The sequence below is a fragment of the Candidatus Merdisoma sp. HCP28S3_D10 genome (assembly GCF_052065835.1).
GTDB lineage: Bacteria > Bacillota > Clostridia > Lachnospirales > Lachnospiraceae > Laedolimicola.
Window position 1 is genome coordinate 368,372 of sequence record NZ_JBQHTG010000002.1, and the last position, 16,851, is coordinate 385,222.

The window sequence follows — 16,851 nt, forward strand, 5'->3', positions numbered from 1 at the left end:
AGCTTAGAAAAAATTCAAAAAATATATTTTAAAATATCTTGACAGAGACAAATCATCCTGTTATTATATTAAAGATGCCGCACAACGAGGTATAAGTATGTGCATTTTCAGTTATGCTGAAAGGCATGTCACCGAAATTGGCGAGTAATTATATTAGGAGGTGCCACAGGATGTACGCAATTATTGCAACAGGTGGTAAACAGTACAAAGTATCTGAAGGCGACGTGATCAAGGTTGAGAAGCTTGGCGTTGCAGCTGGTGAGAAGTATAAGTTCGATCAGGTTCTCGCAGTTGGCGGAGATTCTCTGACCGTAGGTACACCGACTGTAGCAGGAGCTACTGTAACTGCATCTGTAATCGGTGATGGTAAGGGTAAGAAAGTCATCGTTTACAAGTACAAGAGAAAATCTGGATATCACAAGAAGAATGGTCACAGACAGCAGTACACGGAAGTGAAGATCGAGAAGATCTCCGTAAGAAAGCCGCGTGCGAAGAAGGCTGACGCTGAGACAGCAGACGCTGAGTAATTGTCATGATAACCGTTACCATATATAAGAAATCCAATCAGTACCTGGGGTTCGATATCAACGGACATGCCGGATACGCGGAGGAAGGTTCCGATATTATCTGTGCAGCGGTCAGTGTGCTTTCACTGAATACGCTGAATTCTATCGAGGCCTTTACAGAAGATGAATTTTCCGGGGAACAAAAAGATGGCTCCTTGAGCTGTACGTTCCCGGAGCCTTTATCTGAAAAAGCCGCACTTCTGATGGATTCCATGGTACTTGGACTGACAGACATTCAAAACAGCTATGGGAAACCATATATCAGGATTGTATTCAAGGAGGTGTAATACCATGTTACAGATGAACCTTCAGTTGTTCGCTCATAAAAAGGGAGTAGGTTCTACAAAGAACGGCAGAGATTCCGAGTCCAAGAGACTGGGAGCTAAGAGAGCCGACGGACAGTTCGTAAAGGCCGGAAACATTCTTTACAGACAGCGCGGAACCAAGATTCACCCGGGTGTGAACGTAGGACGCGGTGGCGATGATACACTGTTTGCTCTGACCGACGGAATCGTAAGATTCGAGAGAAAGGGAAGAGATAAGAAGCAGGTTTCTATCGTTCCGGTAGCAGCAGAATAAGTTGGTTATGAAAGGCTTCAAGTCGGAAAGATTTGAAGCCTTTTTTACCATTTTAATTTTCGGAGATTTATTATATGTTTGCAGACAGAGCAAAGATTTTGATCCGTTCCGGTAAGGGCGGAGACGGACATGTCAGCTTCCGACGGGAGCTGTACGTACCAAACGGCGGTCCGGACGGCGGAGACGGCGGACGGGGCGGAGACGTCATTTTTGAAGTAGACGAGGGACTGAATACCCTCTATGAGTACCGTCACAAAAGAAAGTTTAAGGCACAGGACGGCGAAGAAGGCGGAAAACGACGCTGCCATGGTAAGGACGGCAGCGATATTATATTAAAGGTTCCGGAAGGAACCATCATCAGAGAAGCAGAGAGTGGAAAGGTCATCGCGGATATGTCCGGCGAAAACCGCCGGCAGGTGATCCTTCAGGGCGGACGGGGTGGAGCCGGCAATATGCACTTTGCCACTTCCACCATGCAGGTTCCCAAGTATGCCCAGCCGGGCGTACCGGCCCAGGAGCTGGAGGTTCTTCTGGAGCTGAAGGTGATCGCGGACGTAGGACTGGTCGGATTTCCGAACGTGGGAAAATCCACCTTTTTATCCCGGGTAACCAATGCGCAGCCCAAGATCGCCAATTATCATTTCACCACACTGAACCCCAATCTGGGCGTGGTGGATCTCTCAGGGGCTCCGGGCTTCGTTATCGCGGATATTCCGGGGCTGATTGAAGGCGCTTCCGAGGGTGTGGGACTGGGACACGAGTTTCTGCGCCATATTGAGCGTACCCGTGTGCTGATTCACATTGTAGACGCGGCATCCACCGAGGGACGGGATCCGGTAGCGGATATCTATGCCATCAACAAGGAGCTGGAGGCCTACAATGAAGAAATCGCGGCCCGTCCGCAGGTCATCGCAGCCAATAAGATTGATGCCCTGGGTGACGACGAGGAGCCCATTCAGCGTCTGAAGGATGAATTTGAGCCCAAGGGAATCCGGGTATTCCCCATATCTGCAGTGGCCGGAAAAGGTCTGAAAGAGCTTCTCTACTATGTGAGAGAGCTGTTAGACCAGGCACCCCAGGAAGCTATCGTTTTCGAACAGGAATTCTTCCCGGGCGAAGAGCTGGTATACGAAAACCTTCCCTATACTGTTGCCAAATCCGAGGAAGAAGAGGGCGTATTTATCGTGGAAGGCCCGCGTATCGAAAAGATGCTGGGTTATACCAATCTGGATTCTGAGAAGGGCTTTGCCTTCTTCCAGAACTTCCTGAAAAACACAGGCATCCTGAAGGAGTTGGAACAGGCCGGCATTCAGGAAGGCGATACCGTCCGGATGTACGGACTTGCATTCGAATACTTTCGTTAGGCAATGAGCAGTGTGTGGACGAAAGTCAGCCGGCTGACGTTGTGCTTGCACGTAGCGTAGTTGAGCCCGCACTGCGGAGTAAATATAGAACAAAAGGAGACACCATGACAAGTAAACAGCGTGCTTATTTAAAGGGCCTTGCAATGACCATGGAGCCTATCTTCCAGGTGGGAAAATCTTCCGTCACCCCGGAATTTACAAAGGCTGTGGACGAAGCGCTGGCTGCCAGAGAGCTGATTAAGCTCAGCGTTCTGCAGAACTGCGCCGACGATCCCCGTGAGATCGCAGAGCTTCTGGCTGACCGTACCCGTTCCCAGGTGGTACAGGTCATCGGTAAAAAAATCGTGCTGTATCGTGAAAATACAGACGACAAATATAAGAAAAAGAAGATTATTCTTCCGATGTAATTTTAATTCCGGCTTACAATCCGGCAGGGAAAGGCAGGTAGTTTCATGGAACATACGCGCAAAAAGGTTGGTATTCTGGGCGGAACCTTCGATCCGATTCATACCGGCCATCTGATTCTGGCAGAAGCTGCCTACGAGTCCTTTTCCCTGGATTATGTGTTAATCATGCCGAACGGCAATCCCCCACACAAGGCCGGGCAGGTGAATGCTACCATGCTCGAGCGCACCCGTATGGCGGAGCTTGCGGTGGCTGACAATCCTCATCTGCGGGTATCTGATTTTGAAAAGACACCTCAGGATTATCATTATACCTATGAAACCCTGGAGTTTTTGAAAAAAGAGCACCCAGATACAGATTATTATTTCATACTGGGGGCAGATTCCCTGATTCTTTTCCATACCTGGAAAGAGCCTAAGCGAATCTGCGACGCCTGCAGGATTCTGGCGGCGACCAGGAACCACATGGAAAGCGAAGCGCTGAACGAACGGATTCAGGAGCTTTCTGCCATATTTGGCGCCCGTATCTATCCTATGGAGACGCCGAACATTGACATTTCCTCCAATATGATCCGGGAGCGGGTCCACACCGGTCGTTCCATCCGGTATTATGTGCCAAAGGCAGTGGGGGAATATATTTACCAAAATGGATTGTACGGTCCGGCTTAAGGAGTACCAGCACCATGAAAAATTACGATATGAAATCCTATCAGAAAAAGCTGAAGCGGGAGATGGACGAAGGTCGATACCTGCATACGCTGGGCGTCATGTATACCTCTGCCGCGTTGGCCATGCGCTATGAATGCGATATTGAGAAAGCACAGATGGCCGGATTGTTGCATGACTGTGCCAAATGTATTCCCAACGGAAAAAAACTGAAGCTCTGTGAGAAGCATAACATTCAGATTACAGAAGTGGAGCGTCGGAATCCTTTCCTGCTTCACGCAAAGCTGGGCGCTTTTCTGGCCATGCATGATTATGGTATCGACGACAAAGAGATTATCAGCGCGATCTTAAATCATACCACCGGAAAACCGAATATGTCGTTATTGGATAAAATCGTCTATGTGGCCGATTATATCGAGCCGCGCCGCAACAAAGCGCCCAATCTCACGGAAGTACGGAAGCTTGCTTTTACGGATCTGGACGAGGCGCTCTATAAGATTTTATCCGATACCCTGGATTATCTGGACGACGGACCGGGCGAGGTTGACGAGATAACCCTAAAGGCCTATGAATATTATAAGGCAAACCGTAAGGAGGAAACCCATGATACAGAAGCACTCTAAGGAAATGGCGCGTCTGGCCTATCAGGCTATGGAAGAAAAGAAGGCGCGTGATATCCGTATTATTGATATATCCGAAATTTCCGTACTGGCAGATTACTTTCTGATTGCCAGCGGTTCCAATAAGAACCAGGTTCAGGCAATGGTCGACAATATCCAGGAGGAACTGCACAAGGCAGGCTTCGTGCCGAAGCAGATCGAAGGCTACCACAGCGCCAACTGGATTCTGCTGGACTATGGCGACATCATTGTCCATGTATTCGATGAGGAAAATCGACTCTTTTATGATCTGGAACGGATCTGGAGAGACGGTTCCCTTATCACTGCTGAGGATCTGGAGGCCTGATGGCAATGAGCAGTATCGAAAAGGTGACAAAGACCACGGAAAACCGGTTCCTGAATATGTACGATCTGGACATACGGAATAAAAACGGCCAGAAAGGACTCTATCACGTGGCGTCCCGGGCAGAAGACATCTCAGAGTTAAAGCTGAACACCCATGTTAACAGGCCTGATGGGGTAATTATCTATGCCCTTTACGGGGAACAGAAGGATCGGGTCGTTCTGATTCGCCAGTACCGGTTCAGTATCGGTGATTATATCTATGAATTTCCGGCTGGTTTACTGGACAAAGGGGAAACCTACCAGCAGGCAGGCATGAGGGAATTGAAGGAAGAGACCGGCCTGACCTTCCATCCTTATGAGGTGGACGAAATATACAGCCGCCCCTATTTTACGACCATCGGCATGACAGATGAATCCTGCGCTGCCGTATACGGCACTGCGGACGGAACCCTTTCCAAAGCCGGACTGGAGGACGGAGAGGAGATTGAAGTCGTTCTGGCCGATCGGAATGAAATCCGGCGAATTCTCCGGGAGGAACATGTTTCTCTGATGTGCGCCTATATGATGATGCACTTTTTATCTGCAGATCCGGAAAACCCTCTGGGCTTTCTGAATGTAAAAAATTAAAAACACCAAAGAGCCCTGCAGGCATAACACGTAAACCTGCAGGGCTCTCATTTTCTTATGGAATCGGAGCATATGCCATCGGCACATTCCTAATTTTCTGTTATCGGAAGAAACGGAATACGCCGAACACCTTTCCGAGGATCTGGCAGTCCGGTACAATAATCGGATCCATGGTATCATTTTCTGGCTGCAGACGAATATGATCTGCCTCTCGGTAAAAGGTTTTCACCGTCGCGGAATCATTGATCAGGGCAACTACCATATCTCCGTTAGAGGCAGTCTGACATTGTTCTACCAGAATGGTATCCCCATCAAAAATGCCGGCGTTGATCATGGATTCACCTTTAACCTGCAGCATAAAACACTGCTCGTTGGGCATAAATTCCATCGGTACCGGGAAATAGGATTCCACATTTTCCACAGCCAGAATCGGCTCTCCGGCAGCTACACGGCCTACCACAGGCACATTTACCACCTCGCCCCGGCGGGCGCTGTTGAAGCTGTCGTCCATAATTTCAATCGCCCGGGGCTTGGTCGGATCCCGGCGGATATAGCCGTTTTTCTCAAGCGTTTCCAGATGAGAGTGGACAGAAGAGGTAGACTTTAACTGTACTGCCTCGCAGATATCCCGGACTGAGGGCGGATATCCCTTATTGATGATCTGTGATTTGATATATTCAAGAATTTCGGACTGTTTCTTCGAAATTTTTCCGTAACCCATAATCAGTTACCTCCCGATAGTTGTAATGTCTATATTTAAATTCAGTATACCACAGGATGTTATATGATGCAAACAAATGTTTAGAAAATTTGTTCTGGTTTTAAAAGTATACATAATATTATTATGTATACTTAAAGAAAAAACTGTTTCCATTTTGTTATCTATATTTTAAGATACTTTTTCATTTTTACTGGTATCCTGTTACAGAACGTGATATAATTATGATTAAGTTATTAAATTCTACACAGGAAGGAAACTATGCAGATGAAAAAACGTTTAAGTCTAATTCTGCTGGCCTTATCTCTTGCAGGTCTTCTGGGTATTGCCGGCTGCGGCAAAGGTGATACAGAAGCTACATCAGATAACACTTTCTCCACAGAGGATGAAGTGACAGCAGAAGAAGCAGAGAACACGGAAGACACCACAGAGGAAGCTGAGGAGGAAGTTGCTCCGGAAGGTATGTATCGCAGTGAACTGACCAATGAGTGGATCAGCGAAGATCTGAAGGATCAGCGTCCCATCGCAGTCATGGTAGATAATGAGAAAACAGCGCTTCCGCATTACGGTCTGACCCAGGCTGATATCATTTATGAAATGATGAACAGCACCCTGAATGATCACATTACCCGTTTCATGGTTCTGGTAAAAGATTATGACAGCATCAAGCAGCTGGGAAGCGTACGAAGCGTCCGTCCCACCAACCTGATGATTGCTCCGGAATGGAACGCCATCGTATGTCATGACGGAGGCCCCTTCTACATCAATACATTCCTGAATAATCCCTATGTAGATCATTTCAGCGGAACCTTTTCCCGCGTAAAGAACGGAAAGCCCCGTGAGTTTACCGAGTATGTTCTGACCGGGGATATGGCAAAGAACTTTAAGAATAACTCAAAAATCAGCCGTGAGTACAATGAGTACGCTCCCACAGAAGCTCATTTCCAGTTTGCCTCCGAAAGCAAACCGGTTGAGCTGTCCGGCGGCAGCGATTGTACCCTGGTTGATCTGCCTTTTAAGCATAACGGCTCCCAGCTGGATTATGATGCAGAGAGCGGTACCTATCTCTATTCCGAATATGGCTCCAAGCACTTGGATCCGGGCAACGACAATAAGCAGCTGGCATTCAAGAATGTCATTCTGCAGAAGATGTCCTACAGCCAGCTGGATGAGCATGGTTACATGGTATGGAACTGTCTGGCAAGCGGTCAGAAGGGTTACTATATTACCAACGGAAAGGCGATCCCGATTTCCTGGACAAAAACTTCCGATACCGGACGTACCATCTATTATGATACCAATGGTGATGAGCTCACCATCAATACCGGTAAGACCTATATTGGCTTTGTAGCAGACGATGTATGGGATGAACTGGTGATCCAGTAAACAACTTAAAAAAATAAAACCCGCGAGTTTCAGCCTGACTGAAAAACGCGGGTTTTTTGTTATTCTTTCCGAAGCTTTACTACATTCGCCGCGCTGCGCCTCCGGGACTCATCCTGAGCCGCGTAATGCTTCCGAGTGGTATTGACGTCCTTATGTCCCAGTACGTCTGCCACCAGATAGATATCGCCGGTTTCCTGATACAACGTTGTACCATAGGTACTTCGAAGCTTATGTGGGGTAATTTTCTTCAATGGCGTCACCTGCCTGGAATACTTTTTTACCAGATTTTCCACTGCGCCCACGCCTATCCGGCGGCGCTGGGTAGAGTAGAAGAGGGCGTTTTCATGACCTTCCTGGGGATTTATCAGCTTCCGGCTTCCATTGATATAAGTTTTCAGGGCCTGTTCCACTTCATCTCCGAAATAAACAATCATTTCCGAACCGCCCTTTCGAATGACCCGTATCCCATTGCTGTTGAAATCAATATCTGTGATGTCCAGTCCTACACATTCCGATACACGGATTCCCGTGCCCAAAAGGAGCGTGACAATGGCAAGATCCCGTTCTTTGGTTTTCTCATAATAGACCTTTTTCTGTCCGGTCAGATCGTCCCCTCCATGCTCTATAAAATCCAGAAGCCGGGCCGTCTCGTCCGGTTCCAGGCGGATAATTGCTTTGTCATGAAGCTTGGGCATATCGACAAGGACGACCGGGTTATTTTTTATCAGTTCGTAACGGTAAAGATAATTAAACAAACTACGGACGGCAGATAACTTTCTTTTCATACCGCGTTCTCCATTTGTAATATCAATTTCGCCCTGTTCTTCCTCACGTTGATATAATTTTAAATATTCTTTGTATTCCTCAATGTCAACGGTACTAATTTTATCTAAATCCTCATATGTAAAATCTGTTGTTTTATAATTTTTAAATAAAGGATTTTTCTCTACCAGAAAACGAAAAAAAATTCGTATGTCATATCCATATGAAATTCTGGTGGTAGTAGCCATGCTCATTTCCTTTGCCCGGAAAAAATCACTGACAAAAGAGGGCAGGGTAGTAAGCACCTCCCGCAGCCGCTGAATATTCTCCGCATCCTTCTGCTCATGGTAATTCTTGTATTTCATGATTCTGCTCATCCTTTCCATGGGTTTATTTTATCATTTATTGTGCGAAACTTCCAGAAAAGAATTGACTTTTCTGTACATACTGCTATAATAAGAAACGTACAATTCCATATAGGGTATTAAGTGCTCAGACGGCTCCTCAGCCAGATGAGAAAAGGGAATCAGGTGTGAATCCTGAGCGATCCGGTCACTGTATTCAGGGAGTATCCTCTTAATGAAATCCATTGTACGTTACCGTATGAGAAGGAAAGAGGTATATGTTGATCTGTAAGTCAGGAAACCTGCTTAGTACTTGAGGAGAGACTTCCGATGAAAGTTCAGTTCCTATCAAAAAAGTATTTGCGTTAGACTTTTTTGGAGTGTCTGCCTTTGGAAGCAGGCATTTTTTGTTTATGGAATGCGCTCGATGTGGAACCGTACAGGCAGCCGGGAGGATAGAAATCTTGAACATGCATTTTTTTCTCTGGTCTGACAGGTCGTGACGGCATTCGGCCTGTTACATCAGACAACACAAATGCTTACTCACCAAATCCCTCCAAAGCGAAGATACTGTTACCCAACCATTCGCTTCGATTATAAACCAACCCAAACAATCTATCCGGCAGCTTTAACATCTGCATCAGTGTTGTTCTGAAATTTCAATTTTACTTTATCCGGGTTCACCTGCAGCTTCCCGGATGAGTGAATGAGAGAGGTTGGGACATACTGATAGCAGATGTTTTTATTTGTGTATATTTATAGGAAACGTTCGGATACCCGTTCTGTTCCCTTTTTTGTATAGATCTATGTGAAAAACAAGGATTTGTCGTATAGATCTATATGGCATAGAATCCATACTCCCTGGCATACAATAACCGGCTATCCAGTCCCAGACGGATCAGATAGCCGGTTTCTTTTGTACTGCTTTTCTTTTTCTGTTATGTATTTTACTTTCTTTTGTGTTTTTCTGTCTTTAGTATTTTAGTTTCTTAGGTACTTCATTTTCTTAGGTATATCGCAAACACATTCTTACGTATCTTGCCGACTGCGACGCAGTAGGTCTTTGGTATATCTATGTAAAAGTCAGCGGTACCGCTGACTCACATAGCAATGGAAAGCTGCATGTCTGAAAAAAATATCCTCTATTTATATTCCGGTGAATAATACGGCAATACCAGATACTGTCCGGAGACAATGCTATCGACATCTGCAATCCCATTGATCTGCTGTACCTCAGTGACATAGGCAGCGCGTGATTCGTATTGTTCTCCCATGTATTCCTCCGCCAGCTTCCACAGCGTGTCGCCGGGCTGAATCTCGATATTCGTATAATATTTATAATAAACCGCATCTGCTTCCTTTGTCTCAGCCATGGAAAGAAAACTGCCAAACAGGAAAGCAAAGGCCAGGGCCAGGCAAAGACCGGAAACCATTACCACCAGATTTCTTTTCCTTTCGTATGATCTTCTTCTCTCATATCTCACTTTTCTTTCATACATAGTATACGCCCTCCCCGGTCTCCTGCTCTCCTGCCTGTATATCGAACAGGTTTTCCGAACAGTTGTTCTTGTCTATATCTACATTATACTTCTCGAACATTCGTTTGTCAATACATATGTTCGATTTTTTCTGTAAAACAACGCAAAAAACGGCATAGCCTTAAGCTACACCGTTCTATGCTTTCTGTTTTTCAGGTTAAATATAGTACATATCCTGTACACTGTTCTGCCGCTGCAGATAATCCTTTTTCAGATCCTCCAGGGTCAGTGTATTTAAAATCCGCTCCACTGTCTCATTAACAGGTGAAATCAAAAGCTCCTGAATTGAAGCCGACATGGCATAACATCGTTTTTCCGGAGAAAGCTCCTCGTCCGCTATCTGATAAGAACCCTCCAGAATTTTCAATACCTGTGCCACGGTAATCTGACGTGGATCTAACGCCAGCTGATAACCGCCCTGGGGGCCCTTCAGCGCCTTTATAAGCCCTGCGCGCCGGAAGGAAGCAAATACCTGCTCCAGAAACTGCGCCGGGATTTCTCCGCGTTCCGCAATGCTGCTCAGGGAAATATACTGATTGTCCGGAGCAGCGGCCAAATCCAACAGCGCACGCAGTCCATAACGGCTCTTCTTTGAAAGCTGCATAGGTAAAACCCTCCTTGCAAAAATAATAAGGGGCAGATTCGAAATCCGCCCCTGTGCGCAGTCTTTTTATTGTACTGCTTTAAATGCCTCATCCAGATCCTGAATAATGTCGTCGATATTCTCTGTACCAATGGAAAGACGGATGGTATTGGGCTTAATTCCCTGATCCAGAAGTTCTTCCTCTGTGCACTGGCTGTGCGTGGTGGTTGCCGGATGGATAACCAGAGATTTTACATCAGCCACATTGGCCAGCAGGGAGAACAGCTCCAGATTGTCGATAAAGTCCTTTGCCTTCTGGGCATCACCTTTGATTTCAAAGGTAAAGATAGAACCGCCGCCATTGGGGAAATATTTTGCATAAAGCTCCTTCTGCTCCGGATCGTCGGATACAGACGGATGATGAACCTTCTCCACCTGCGGATGGTTGTTCAGGTACTCTACCACCTTCAGAGCGTTCTCTACATGGCGCTCCACCCGGAGAGACAGGGTTTCCAGTCCCTGCAGGAAGAAGAATGCATGGAACGGGGAAATGGTGGCTCCGGTATCACGAAGAAGGATAGCGCGAATCTTGGTGACAAACGCAGCCGGTCCTACCGCCTTGGTAAAGCTGATTCCGTGATAGCTGGGGTTCGGCTCTGTCAGGGACGGGAATTTTCCGGATCCCTCCCAGTCGAATTTTCCACTGTCTACAATGACTCCTCCGATGGTGGTTCCATGACCGCCGATAAATTTGGTTGCGGAATGAACGACGATGTCCGCACCATACTCAATGGGACGAACCAGATAAGGGGTTGCAAAGGTATTGTCTACAACCAGCGGAATTTTATGCGCGTGGGCAATCTTCGCAAGTCTCTCAATATCTACCACGTCGGAATTCGGGTTGCCCAGAGTCTCAATGTAAAGGGCCTTGGTATTGTCCTGAATTGCCGCTTCCACCTCGTCGTAGTTGAAAATGTCTACAAAAGTGGTTGTTACGCCGTATGCGGGAAGCGTATGCTCCAGAAGGTTGAAGCTTCCGCCGTAGATATTCTTCGCGGATACAATATGGTCTCCATTCTGGGCCAGATTTTCAATGGTATAAGTGATGGCAGCCGCGCCAGACGCTACAGCCAGGGCCGCTACGCCGCCCTCCAGGGCTGCGATTCTCTTCTCGAACACGTCCTCTGTGGGATTGGTCAGACGGCCGTAGATATTTCCTGCGTCAGCCAGTCCGAAACGGGCTGCCGCGTGATCGCAGTTACGGAATACGTAGGAGGAGGTCTGATAAATGGGGACGGCTCTTGCGTCAGTTACCGGATCCGGCTGCTCCTGTCCTACATGAAGCTGAAGGGTTTCAAATTTAAATTTTCTCTGGTCTCTTGTAATTTTGCTCATTGGTTTTGCCCTCTCTTATTCCATATTTTTTAATTCCGTCTATCCTTTACTCTGTAAACAGCGGTGTGGAGTAATATCTGTCTCCGGTATCCGGAAGCAGCGCCACGATGGTTCTGCCCTTATTTTCCGGACGCTTAGCCAGCTCAATGGCTGCGTATAATGCCGCGCCGGAGGAGATACCTACCAGAACGCCTTCCTTCTTTGCCAGAAGCTTTGCGGTTGTAAATGCGTCATCATTTTCAATCGGAAGAATCTCATCGTAAACCGTGGTGTTCAGCACCTCGGGAACAAAGCCTGCGCCGATACCCTGAATCTTATGAGGACCACTCTTTCCTTCGGAGAGAACCGGGCTGCTTGCGGGCTCTACAGCCACAATCTTCACATCCGGCTTCTGGGACTTCAGATATTCGCCTGTACCGGTCAGGGTTCCGCCTGTGCCGACGCCTGCTACAAAGATGTCGACTGCTCCATCGGTATCCTTCCAGATCTCCGGGCCGGTGGTTGCTTTATGTGCCGCCGGGTTTGCCGGATTTACGAACTGTCCCGGGATAAAGCTGTTCGGGATTTCCTTTGCCAGCTCTTCTGCCTTGGCGATAGCTCCCTTCATTCCCTTGGCTCCTTCGGTCAGAACCAACTCTGCGCCATATGCCTTCAGGATATTTCTACGCTCTACACTCATGGTATCCGGCATGGTCAGAATAATACGGTAGCCCTTGGCTGCTGCGATGGAGGCAAGTCCGATTCCTGTATTTCCGGAGGTTGGCTCAATGATTACAGAGCCTTCCTTTAATTTTCCCTTGGCTTCCGCGTCTTCAATCATAGCCTTCGCGATCCGATCCTTTACGCTTCCCGCCGGATTGAAGTACTCCAGCTTAACCAGGATCGTGGCTTTCAGGCCCAGCTCCTTTTCTACGTTCGTTACCTCTACCAGAGGTGTATTACCGATGAGTCCTAAGGTTCCCTTATAAATGTTTGCCATGGTTCTGTTCTCCTTTCAATCTCCTCATAGTATATTTTTGTATTCATATATTTCCTATCTGTTTAGTAGTATATATCTATCTTCTGAAATTGTCAATAGCTTTTTTTATTTTTTTCTGATAAACTAAGCAGGGAAACAATGACCGGAAAGGATAGAGAAAATATGAAATTACAGCAATTATTAAGTCAGGTTCGAAAAGCCATCGATACCTACCATATGATCGAGGACGGAGATCGCATTGCCATCGGCATCTCCGGCGGGAAGGACAGCCTGACCCTGCTCTATGCATTACATGGACTGCAGCGCTTTTATCAGAAAAAATTTGAAATTGAGGCCATCACTGTAGATCTGGGCTTTCCTGATTTTGACCTGAGCCCAATTCAGGCTCTTTGCGATGAGCTGGGCGTGCGATATACGATTGTAAAGACCGAGATCTATGATGTGGTGTTCCAGGTCCGGAAGGAAAGTAATCCCTGCGCCCTCTGTGCGAAAATGCGAAAAGGTGCCCTGAACGAAACCATTAAGAAGCTGGGCTGCAATAAAATTGCCTATGCCCATCATAAGGACGATGTGGTGGAAACCATGCTGCTCTCCCTTTTATATGAAGGACGCTTTCATTCCTTCGCTCCGGTAACCTATCTGGATCGGATGGATCTGACACTGATTCGCCCTCTCATCTATGTGGACGAGGCAGATGTCATTGGCTTCCGGAATAAATATCAGCTTCCGGTCTGCAAAAGTCCCTGTCCTGCAGACGGCCACACCCGGCGGGAATATGCCGGAAATCTGGTACAGCAGCTCTGCCATGAAAATCCGGGTTCTAAGGAACGAATGTTCCGGGCGGTCTTGGACGGGTTGTATCAGCCCTTTGAGGATGCGGAGTATGTGCGGAAGCTGAGCTGTTCCTGACACCAAAAATCGCCCGGGCCTGTCGGCCCGGGCGATTTTTCTGTTAGCTTCCTGTTTTATTGCTTATGATTCCAGAAGAATGGTAAATGGCCCGTCATTCAGAAGCTCTACCTTCATATCCGCGCCGAACTCTCCCCGTTCAACCACAGCAACTTCCTTTTTGCAGCTTTCAATGATATATTCGTAGAGCTCATTTGCCATATCCGGACCCGCCGCCTCTGTAAATCCCGGCCGGTTTCCATGTCTGCAGTCCGCGTACAGTGTAAACTGCGAAACCAGCAGAAGCTCTCCATTCACATCCTTCAGGGACTTATTGATCTTACCATTTTCGTCCGAAAAAATGCGCAAGCCGATCATTTTCTTCACCAGGCGGTCTGCGTCTTCTCTTGTATCTTCTTTTCCCACACCAATCAGAACCAGATAGCCCTGATTAATACGGCCGATGGGTTTCTCATGCACCGTCACCGATGCATGGGAAACCCGCTGTATTACAAACTTCATTTAAAATACGACTCCTGTCAGATTCTTTCGTGTTCCTTTTCCTTATAATTCACAAATTCGCGAATCATATGAATGGTCCCATCAATACCCAGGGTAGCTGTATTCAGGGACAAATCGTAACCTGCAGCTTCTCCCCATTTCTTGCTGGTATAATAATTGTAATAGCTTGCACGGCGCTTATCCGTCTTAATAATCAAGTCCTTGGCTTTGGCGTCTGTCAGATCGTGGCGTCTCGTAATTCGCACAATACGATCCTGAAGATCCGCATGCAGGAATACATTCACCACATTCGGGAACTCTGCCAGCGCATAGTCGGCGCAGCGTCCTACAATCACGCAGGGGCCTTCCTTGGCGATATTCTTAATCGCGTCAAACTGTGCCAGGAAAATTTTATGATTCAGAGGCATCTCCGAAAAGGAGGATGTGGTGTATCCCAGGGAATAGGTATCCATCACCAGGGAATAGAGAAAGCTGTTGGTCGGCTTTTCATCATGATTTTCAAAAATCTCCTGGCAGAGCCCGCTGTCCTTAGCCGCTCTCTCCAGCAATGCCTTGTCATAAAAGGGAACCTTCAATTCTTCCGCAAGCTGCTTTCCTATATCGTGACCGCCGCTTCCATACTGACGTCCAATGGTAATAATGGTGTTTGATGCCATATAATCCATCTCCCTTCTGTTTCTTCTTGACTATATTATACAACATTTTATAGGAAAAGGAAACCGGAAATTATTCTGCGTAATAGATATAAGAGGCTTTCCGTTCTTTTGGCTCTGCCAAAGCCGCAGCCGCATAACCCAGCACACAGTGGCAGATGCCCTCATAATCTCCTTCAATCCCGAGAGTTTTCAGAATTTTCTTACCTTCCTCGCTCTCGAATTCCTCTTTTGCCCGGTGAATCCAGCAGCTTCCAAGTCCCAGATCCGCAGCAGCCAGCATCAGATTGCCCATCACGAGGCTGCCGTCGTATACATGCGTCGGTTTATTCTTGTCCGCCAGCACCACCAGTACCACAGGAGCGCCATAGAACGGATCCGCTTTTGAACCCATAATCTCTGCGTTCATCTTTGAAAGCTTATCCCGCAGCTCCTTATTGGTTACGGCTATTATAATCGGGGACTGCATTCCCATTCCGGTCGGCGCCCAGGTGCCGGCCTCCAGTACTTTATCAAGCAGCTCCTTCGGAACCATATCCGGCTTAAAATTCCGGCAGCTTCTTCTCTCTTTGATGGTCTTTAATGTCTCAGCCATGATGTATCACTCCTCTCGTTTTCCCAATTATAGCATGACGGTATTGCTTTTGCACCCCATTTTCACATTTTTTCGCACCCTTTTTTACGACATCCTTCCATAAAAAGGAGCCCCGCCGCATCCGCGGCGAGGCTCCTCGCTCCATTATCCTTCGATGGAGATGTACTTTGACGTCTCAACTTCCGGTTTTTCTTCCTTCTTCGGGATGACCAGCTTCAGGATACCATGCTTAAACTCGCCCTTGATATCCTCCTGCTTTACGCCTTCGCCTACATAGAAGCTTCTCTGGCAAGATCCTGCGTAACGCTCCTTGCGGATGTACTTTGCAGTTTCCTTCTCTTGCTCATCTACGTCCAGGCCTCTTGCTGCGCTGATGGTCAGATAACCATTTTCCAGAGAAACCTTGATTTCGTCCTTCTTGAATCCCGGGAGATCCATCTCCAGCTCATATGCTTTATCGGTATCCTTGATATCCGTCTTCATCAGGTTCTTACCTCTGCGGCCATACAGCTTCTTTTCTAGCTTCTGCATGTCTCTGTCATCATAAAACGGAAACTCAAACAAATCATCAAAGAAATCTTTTCCAAATACACTCGGTGTTAACATAGCAAACGCTCCTTTTTTATGTCTCGTACAATAGGTCACTGTCTTGAGGTTCCATTTCCTTTTCCCTCTTGACAACTATGTTATAGCCCTTTTTGTTAGCACTGTCAAGAGGCGAGTGCTAATTATTTTGTGAAAAATTTGTGAACACTATAAGCTGTGCACGGCGTATCTCTAAAGCGATTGTCATGTCAAATATGAAACATCTCCCTGCAAATCATTTTTCCACATGCTGTTTTAAAAATATTATGATAGGCTTTTAAAGCTGCTTCTTTCGATAAGCCATCCTCCATGATGTTTACCAGAAAATCAGCCTCTACCAAGATCTGATAATCCATTTCATCAATATTATTATAGGTATGATGATGTGCAATCAAATATTGAACCCGATCAGATACATCTTGATCAAAACCCAATTCTCCAAGTAGCTTTTCTGCGATTGCAGGGCCTTCTTTTTCCTGTAACTTTCCATTGCAATTTCCATATTTTTCTTCACAGAAATGAATTCCAATATCATGTGTCAAAGCCGCCGCTTCAATGGTAAACAAACATTTTTTATCCACATTTTCCATTTCCGCTATCAATTTTGCATAACTATGCACTTTGCAAAAATGTTGAATTCTCTTTGCATCTCCTCGATATAATTCAATCATTGCCAAATGTAATTTATTTATCATTGAAAGCTTCCTCCTTTTTCACATATAACAGCCTTAA

The 16,851-nt window shown here is 46.6% G+C and carries 22 protein-coding genes and 1 riboswitch; of the genes, 11 read left to right on the forward strand and 11 right to left on the reverse strand.

Going from position 1 to position 16,851, the window contains the following annotated elements; genetic code table 11:
• Positions 1–170 precede the first annotated feature (170 nt).
• The 9 genes from rplU (at position 171) to ACTNCH_RS06930 (ending at position 5,171) form a co-directional block, all read left to right on the forward strand.
• The gene (rplU, locus tag ACTNCH_RS06890) at positions 171–527 is read left to right on the forward strand and encodes a 50S ribosomal protein L21 (protein ID WP_441017175.1); all 357 of its coding nucleotides are present in this window, start codon (positions 171–173) and stop codon (positions 525–527) included.
• 5 nt (positions 528–532) lie between these two features.
• Entirely contained in the window at positions 533–853 is a 321-nt protein-coding gene (locus ACTNCH_RS06895; RefSeq protein WP_441017178.1) for a ribosomal-processing cysteine protease Prp, read from the forward strand.
• 4 nt (positions 854–857) lie between these two features.
• Positions 858–1,145, forward strand: coding sequence for a 50S ribosomal protein L27 (gene rpmA / locus ACTNCH_RS06900; protein ID WP_087306297.1), 288 nt, complete (start codon positions 858–860; stop codon positions 1,143–1,145).
• Positions 1,146–1,219: 74 nt separating this feature from the next.
• Positions 1,220–2,509 (forward strand): GTPase ObgE, encoded by a 1,290-nt coding sequence (obgE, locus tag ACTNCH_RS06905; RefSeq protein WP_441017183.1) that lies wholly within the window; start codon positions 1,220–1,222, stop codon positions 2,507–2,509.
• A gap of 104 nt (positions 2,510–2,613) precedes the next feature.
• Positions 2,614–2,916, forward strand: coding sequence for a ribosome assembly RNA-binding protein YhbY (gene yhbY / locus ACTNCH_RS06910; protein WP_441017186.1), 303 nt, complete (start codon positions 2,614–2,616; stop codon positions 2,914–2,916).
• Positions 2,917–2,961: 45 nt separating this feature from the next.
• The gene (gene nadD / locus ACTNCH_RS06915; protein WP_441017189.1) at positions 2,962–3,582 is read left to right on the forward strand and encodes a nicotinate-nucleotide adenylyltransferase; all 621 of its coding nucleotides are present in this window, start codon (positions 2,962–2,964) and stop codon (positions 3,580–3,582) included.
• A gap of 14 nt (positions 3,583–3,596) precedes the next feature.
• On the forward strand, positions 3,597–4,202 hold the full coding sequence (gene yqeK, locus ACTNCH_RS06920) for a bis(5'-nucleosyl)-tetraphosphatase (symmetrical) YqeK (protein WP_441017192.1): 606 nt from the start codon (positions 3,597–3,599) through the stop codon (positions 4,200–4,202).
• Positions 4,183–4,545, forward strand: a complete 363-nt coding sequence (rsfS, locus tag ACTNCH_RS06925; protein WP_441017195.1) for a ribosome silencing factor — start codon at positions 4,183–4,185, stop codon at positions 4,543–4,545. Before yqeK ends, rsfS begins: the two co-directional genes overlap by 20 nt.
• 5 nt (positions 4,546–4,550) lie before the next feature.
• Entirely contained in the window at positions 4,551–5,171 is a 621-nt protein-coding gene (locus tag ACTNCH_RS06930) for an NUDIX hydrolase (protein WP_441017198.1), read from the forward strand.
• 100 nt (positions 5,172–5,271) lie between these two features.
• Here ACTNCH_RS06930 and lexA read toward each other — a convergent pair whose 3' ends face one another.
• Positions 5,272–5,892, reverse strand: coding sequence for a transcriptional repressor LexA (gene lexA, locus ACTNCH_RS06935; protein WP_441017201.1), 621 nt, complete (start codon positions 5,890–5,892; stop codon positions 5,272–5,274).
• A 264-nt stretch (positions 5,893–6,156) separates the two neighbouring features.
• Between lexA and ACTNCH_RS06940 the strand changes: the two genes are divergently transcribed.
• Positions 6,157–7,275 carry a DUF3048 domain-containing protein gene (locus ACTNCH_RS06940; protein WP_441017204.1) on the forward strand — a complete coding sequence of 373 codons (1,119 nt, stop codon included), beginning with the start codon at positions 6,157–6,159 and terminating at the stop codon, positions 7,273–7,275.
• A 59-nt stretch (positions 7,276–7,334) separates the two neighbouring features.
• On the opposite strand, the gene ACTNCH_RS06945 is transcribed toward ACTNCH_RS06940, so the two are convergent.
• The 5 genes from ACTNCH_RS06945 to cysK all read right to left on the reverse strand — a co-directional run bounded on the left by ACTNCH_RS06945 (position 7,335) and on the right by cysK (position 12,876).
• A complete protein-coding gene (locus tag ACTNCH_RS06945; RefSeq protein WP_441017207.1) occupies positions 7,335–8,414 on the reverse strand; it encodes a tyrosine-type recombinase/integrase in 1,080 nt (359 codons plus the stop codon).
• A gap of 92 nt (positions 8,415–8,506) precedes the next feature.
• A riboswitch (cobalamin riboswitch) is annotated at positions 8,507–8,705 on the forward strand.
• 818 nt (positions 8,706–9,523) lie between these two features.
• Complete coding sequence (locus tag ACTNCH_RS06950) at positions 9,524–9,880, reverse strand: LysM peptidoglycan-binding domain-containing protein (protein WP_441017210.1); 357 nt, start codon at positions 9,878–9,880, stop codon at positions 9,524–9,526.
• Between the two features lie 196 nt (positions 9,881–10,076).
• Positions 10,077–10,523, reverse strand: coding sequence for an RrF2 family transcriptional regulator (locus tag ACTNCH_RS06955; protein ID WP_441017213.1), 447 nt, complete (start codon positions 10,521–10,523; stop codon positions 10,077–10,079).
• A 66-nt stretch (positions 10,524–10,589) separates the two neighbouring features.
• A complete protein-coding gene (locus ACTNCH_RS06960; RefSeq protein WP_441017216.1) occupies positions 10,590–11,897 on the reverse strand; it encodes an O-acetylhomoserine aminocarboxypropyltransferase/cysteine synthase family protein in 1,308 nt (435 codons plus the stop codon).
• A 46-nt stretch (positions 11,898–11,943) separates the two neighbouring features.
• Entirely contained in the window at positions 11,944–12,876 is a 933-nt protein-coding gene (cysK, locus tag ACTNCH_RS06965; protein ID WP_441017219.1) for a cysteine synthase A, read from the reverse strand.
• A 162-nt stretch (positions 12,877–13,038) separates the two neighbouring features.
• Here cysK and ACTNCH_RS06970 point away from each other — a divergent pair, with 162 nt between their 5' ends.
• A complete protein-coding gene (locus tag ACTNCH_RS06970; protein WP_441017222.1) occupies positions 13,039–13,785 on the forward strand; it encodes a tRNA lysidine(34) synthetase in 747 nt (248 codons plus the stop codon).
• 63 nt (positions 13,786–13,848) lie between these two features.
• Here ACTNCH_RS06970 and dtd read toward each other — a convergent pair whose 3' ends face one another.
• From dtd to ACTNCH_RS06995, 5 genes are all read right to left on the reverse strand, one after another.
• A complete protein-coding gene (dtd, locus tag ACTNCH_RS06975) occupies positions 13,849–14,286 on the reverse strand; it encodes a D-aminoacyl-tRNA deacylase (RefSeq protein WP_441017225.1) in 438 nt (145 codons plus the stop codon).
• Positions 14,287–14,303: 17 nt separating this feature from the next.
• Positions 14,304–14,942 (reverse strand): AAA family ATPase, encoded by a 639-nt coding sequence (locus tag ACTNCH_RS06980; protein WP_441017228.1) that lies wholly within the window; start codon positions 14,940–14,942, stop codon positions 14,304–14,306.
• A 70-nt stretch (positions 14,943–15,012) separates the two neighbouring features.
• Positions 15,013–15,534 (reverse strand): nitroreductase, encoded by a 522-nt coding sequence (locus ACTNCH_RS06985; protein WP_441017231.1) that lies wholly within the window; start codon positions 15,532–15,534, stop codon positions 15,013–15,015.
• A gap of 144 nt (positions 15,535–15,678) precedes the next feature.
• Positions 15,679–16,140 carry an Hsp20/alpha crystallin family protein gene (locus tag ACTNCH_RS06990; RefSeq protein WP_158365130.1) on the reverse strand — a complete coding sequence of 154 codons (462 nt, stop codon included), beginning with the start codon at positions 16,138–16,140 and terminating at the stop codon, positions 15,679–15,681.
• A 188-nt stretch (positions 16,141–16,328) separates the two neighbouring features.
• Entirely contained in the window at positions 16,329–16,814 is a 486-nt protein-coding gene (locus ACTNCH_RS06995; RefSeq protein ID WP_349163904.1) for an HD domain-containing protein, read from the reverse strand.
• Positions 16,815–16,851 lie beyond the last annotated feature (37 nt).

Coding starts and splice junctions, on each gene's coding strand:
- rplU (WP_441017175.1), top strand. CDS start 171: ATGTACGCAATTATTGCAACAGGTGGTAAACAGTACAAAGTATCTGAA.
- ACTNCH_RS06895 (WP_441017178.1), top strand. CDS start 533: ATGATAACCGTTACCATATATAAGAAATCCAATCAGTACCTGGGGTTC.
- rpmA (WP_087306297.1), top strand. CDS start 858: ATGTTACAGATGAACCTTCAGTTGTTCGCTCATAAAAAGGGAGTAGGT.
- obgE (WP_441017183.1), top strand. CDS start 1,220: ATGTTTGCAGACAGAGCAAAGATTTTGATCCGTTCCGGTAAGGGCGGA.
- yhbY (WP_441017186.1), top strand. CDS start 2,614: ATGACAAGTAAACAGCGTGCTTATTTAAAGGGCCTTGCAATGACCATG.
- nadD (WP_441017189.1), top strand. CDS start 2,962: ATGGAACATACGCGCAAAAAGGTTGGTATTCTGGGCGGAACCTTCGAT.
- yqeK (WP_441017192.1), top strand. CDS start 3,597: ATGAAAAATTACGATATGAAATCCTATCAGAAAAAGCTGAAGCGGGAG.
- rsfS (WP_441017195.1), top strand. CDS start 4,183: ATGATACAGAAGCACTCTAAGGAAATGGCGCGTCTGGCCTATCAGGCT.
- ACTNCH_RS06930 (WP_441017198.1), top strand. CDS start 4,551: ATGAGCAGTATCGAAAAGGTGACAAAGACCACGGAAAACCGGTTCCTG.
- lexA (WP_441017201.1), bottom strand. CDS start 5,892: ATGGGTTACGGAAAAATTTCGAAGAAACAGTCCGAAATTCTTGAATAT.
- ACTNCH_RS06940 (WP_441017204.1), top strand. CDS start 6,157: ATGAAAAAACGTTTAAGTCTAATTCTGCTGGCCTTATCTCTTGCAGGT.
- ACTNCH_RS06945 (WP_441017207.1), bottom strand. CDS start 8,414: ATGAGCAGAATCATGAAATACAAGAATTACCATGAGCAGAAGGATGCG.
- ACTNCH_RS06950 (WP_441017210.1), bottom strand. CDS start 9,880: ATGTATGAAAGAAAAGTGAGATATGAGAGAAGAAGATCATACGAAAGG.
- ACTNCH_RS06955 (WP_441017213.1), bottom strand. CDS start 10,523: ATGCAGCTTTCAAAGAAGAGCCGTTATGGACTGCGTGCGCTGTTGGAT.
- ACTNCH_RS06960 (WP_441017216.1), bottom strand. CDS start 11,897: ATGAGCAAAATTACAAGAGACCAGAGAAAATTTAAATTTGAAACCCTT.
- cysK (WP_441017219.1), bottom strand. CDS start 12,876: ATGGCAAACATTTATAAGGGAACCTTAGGACTCATCGGTAATACACCT.
- ACTNCH_RS06970 (WP_441017222.1), top strand. CDS start 13,039: ATGAAATTACAGCAATTATTAAGTCAGGTTCGAAAAGCCATCGATACC.
- dtd (WP_441017225.1), bottom strand. CDS start 14,286: ATGAAGTTTGTAATACAGCGGGTTTCCCATGCATCGGTGACGGTGCAT.
- ACTNCH_RS06980 (WP_441017228.1), bottom strand. CDS start 14,942: ATGGCATCAAACACCATTATTACCATTGGACGTCAGTATGGAAGCGGC.
- ACTNCH_RS06985 (WP_441017231.1), bottom strand. CDS start 15,534: ATGGCTGAGACATTAAAGACCATCAAAGAGAGAAGAAGCTGCCGGAAT.
- ACTNCH_RS06990 (WP_158365130.1), bottom strand. CDS start 16,140: ATGTTAACACCGAGTGTATTTGGAAAAGATTTCTTTGATGATTTGTTT.
- ACTNCH_RS06995 (WP_349163904.1), bottom strand. CDS start 16,814: ATGATAAATAAATTACATTTGGCAATGATTGAATTATATCGAGGAGAT.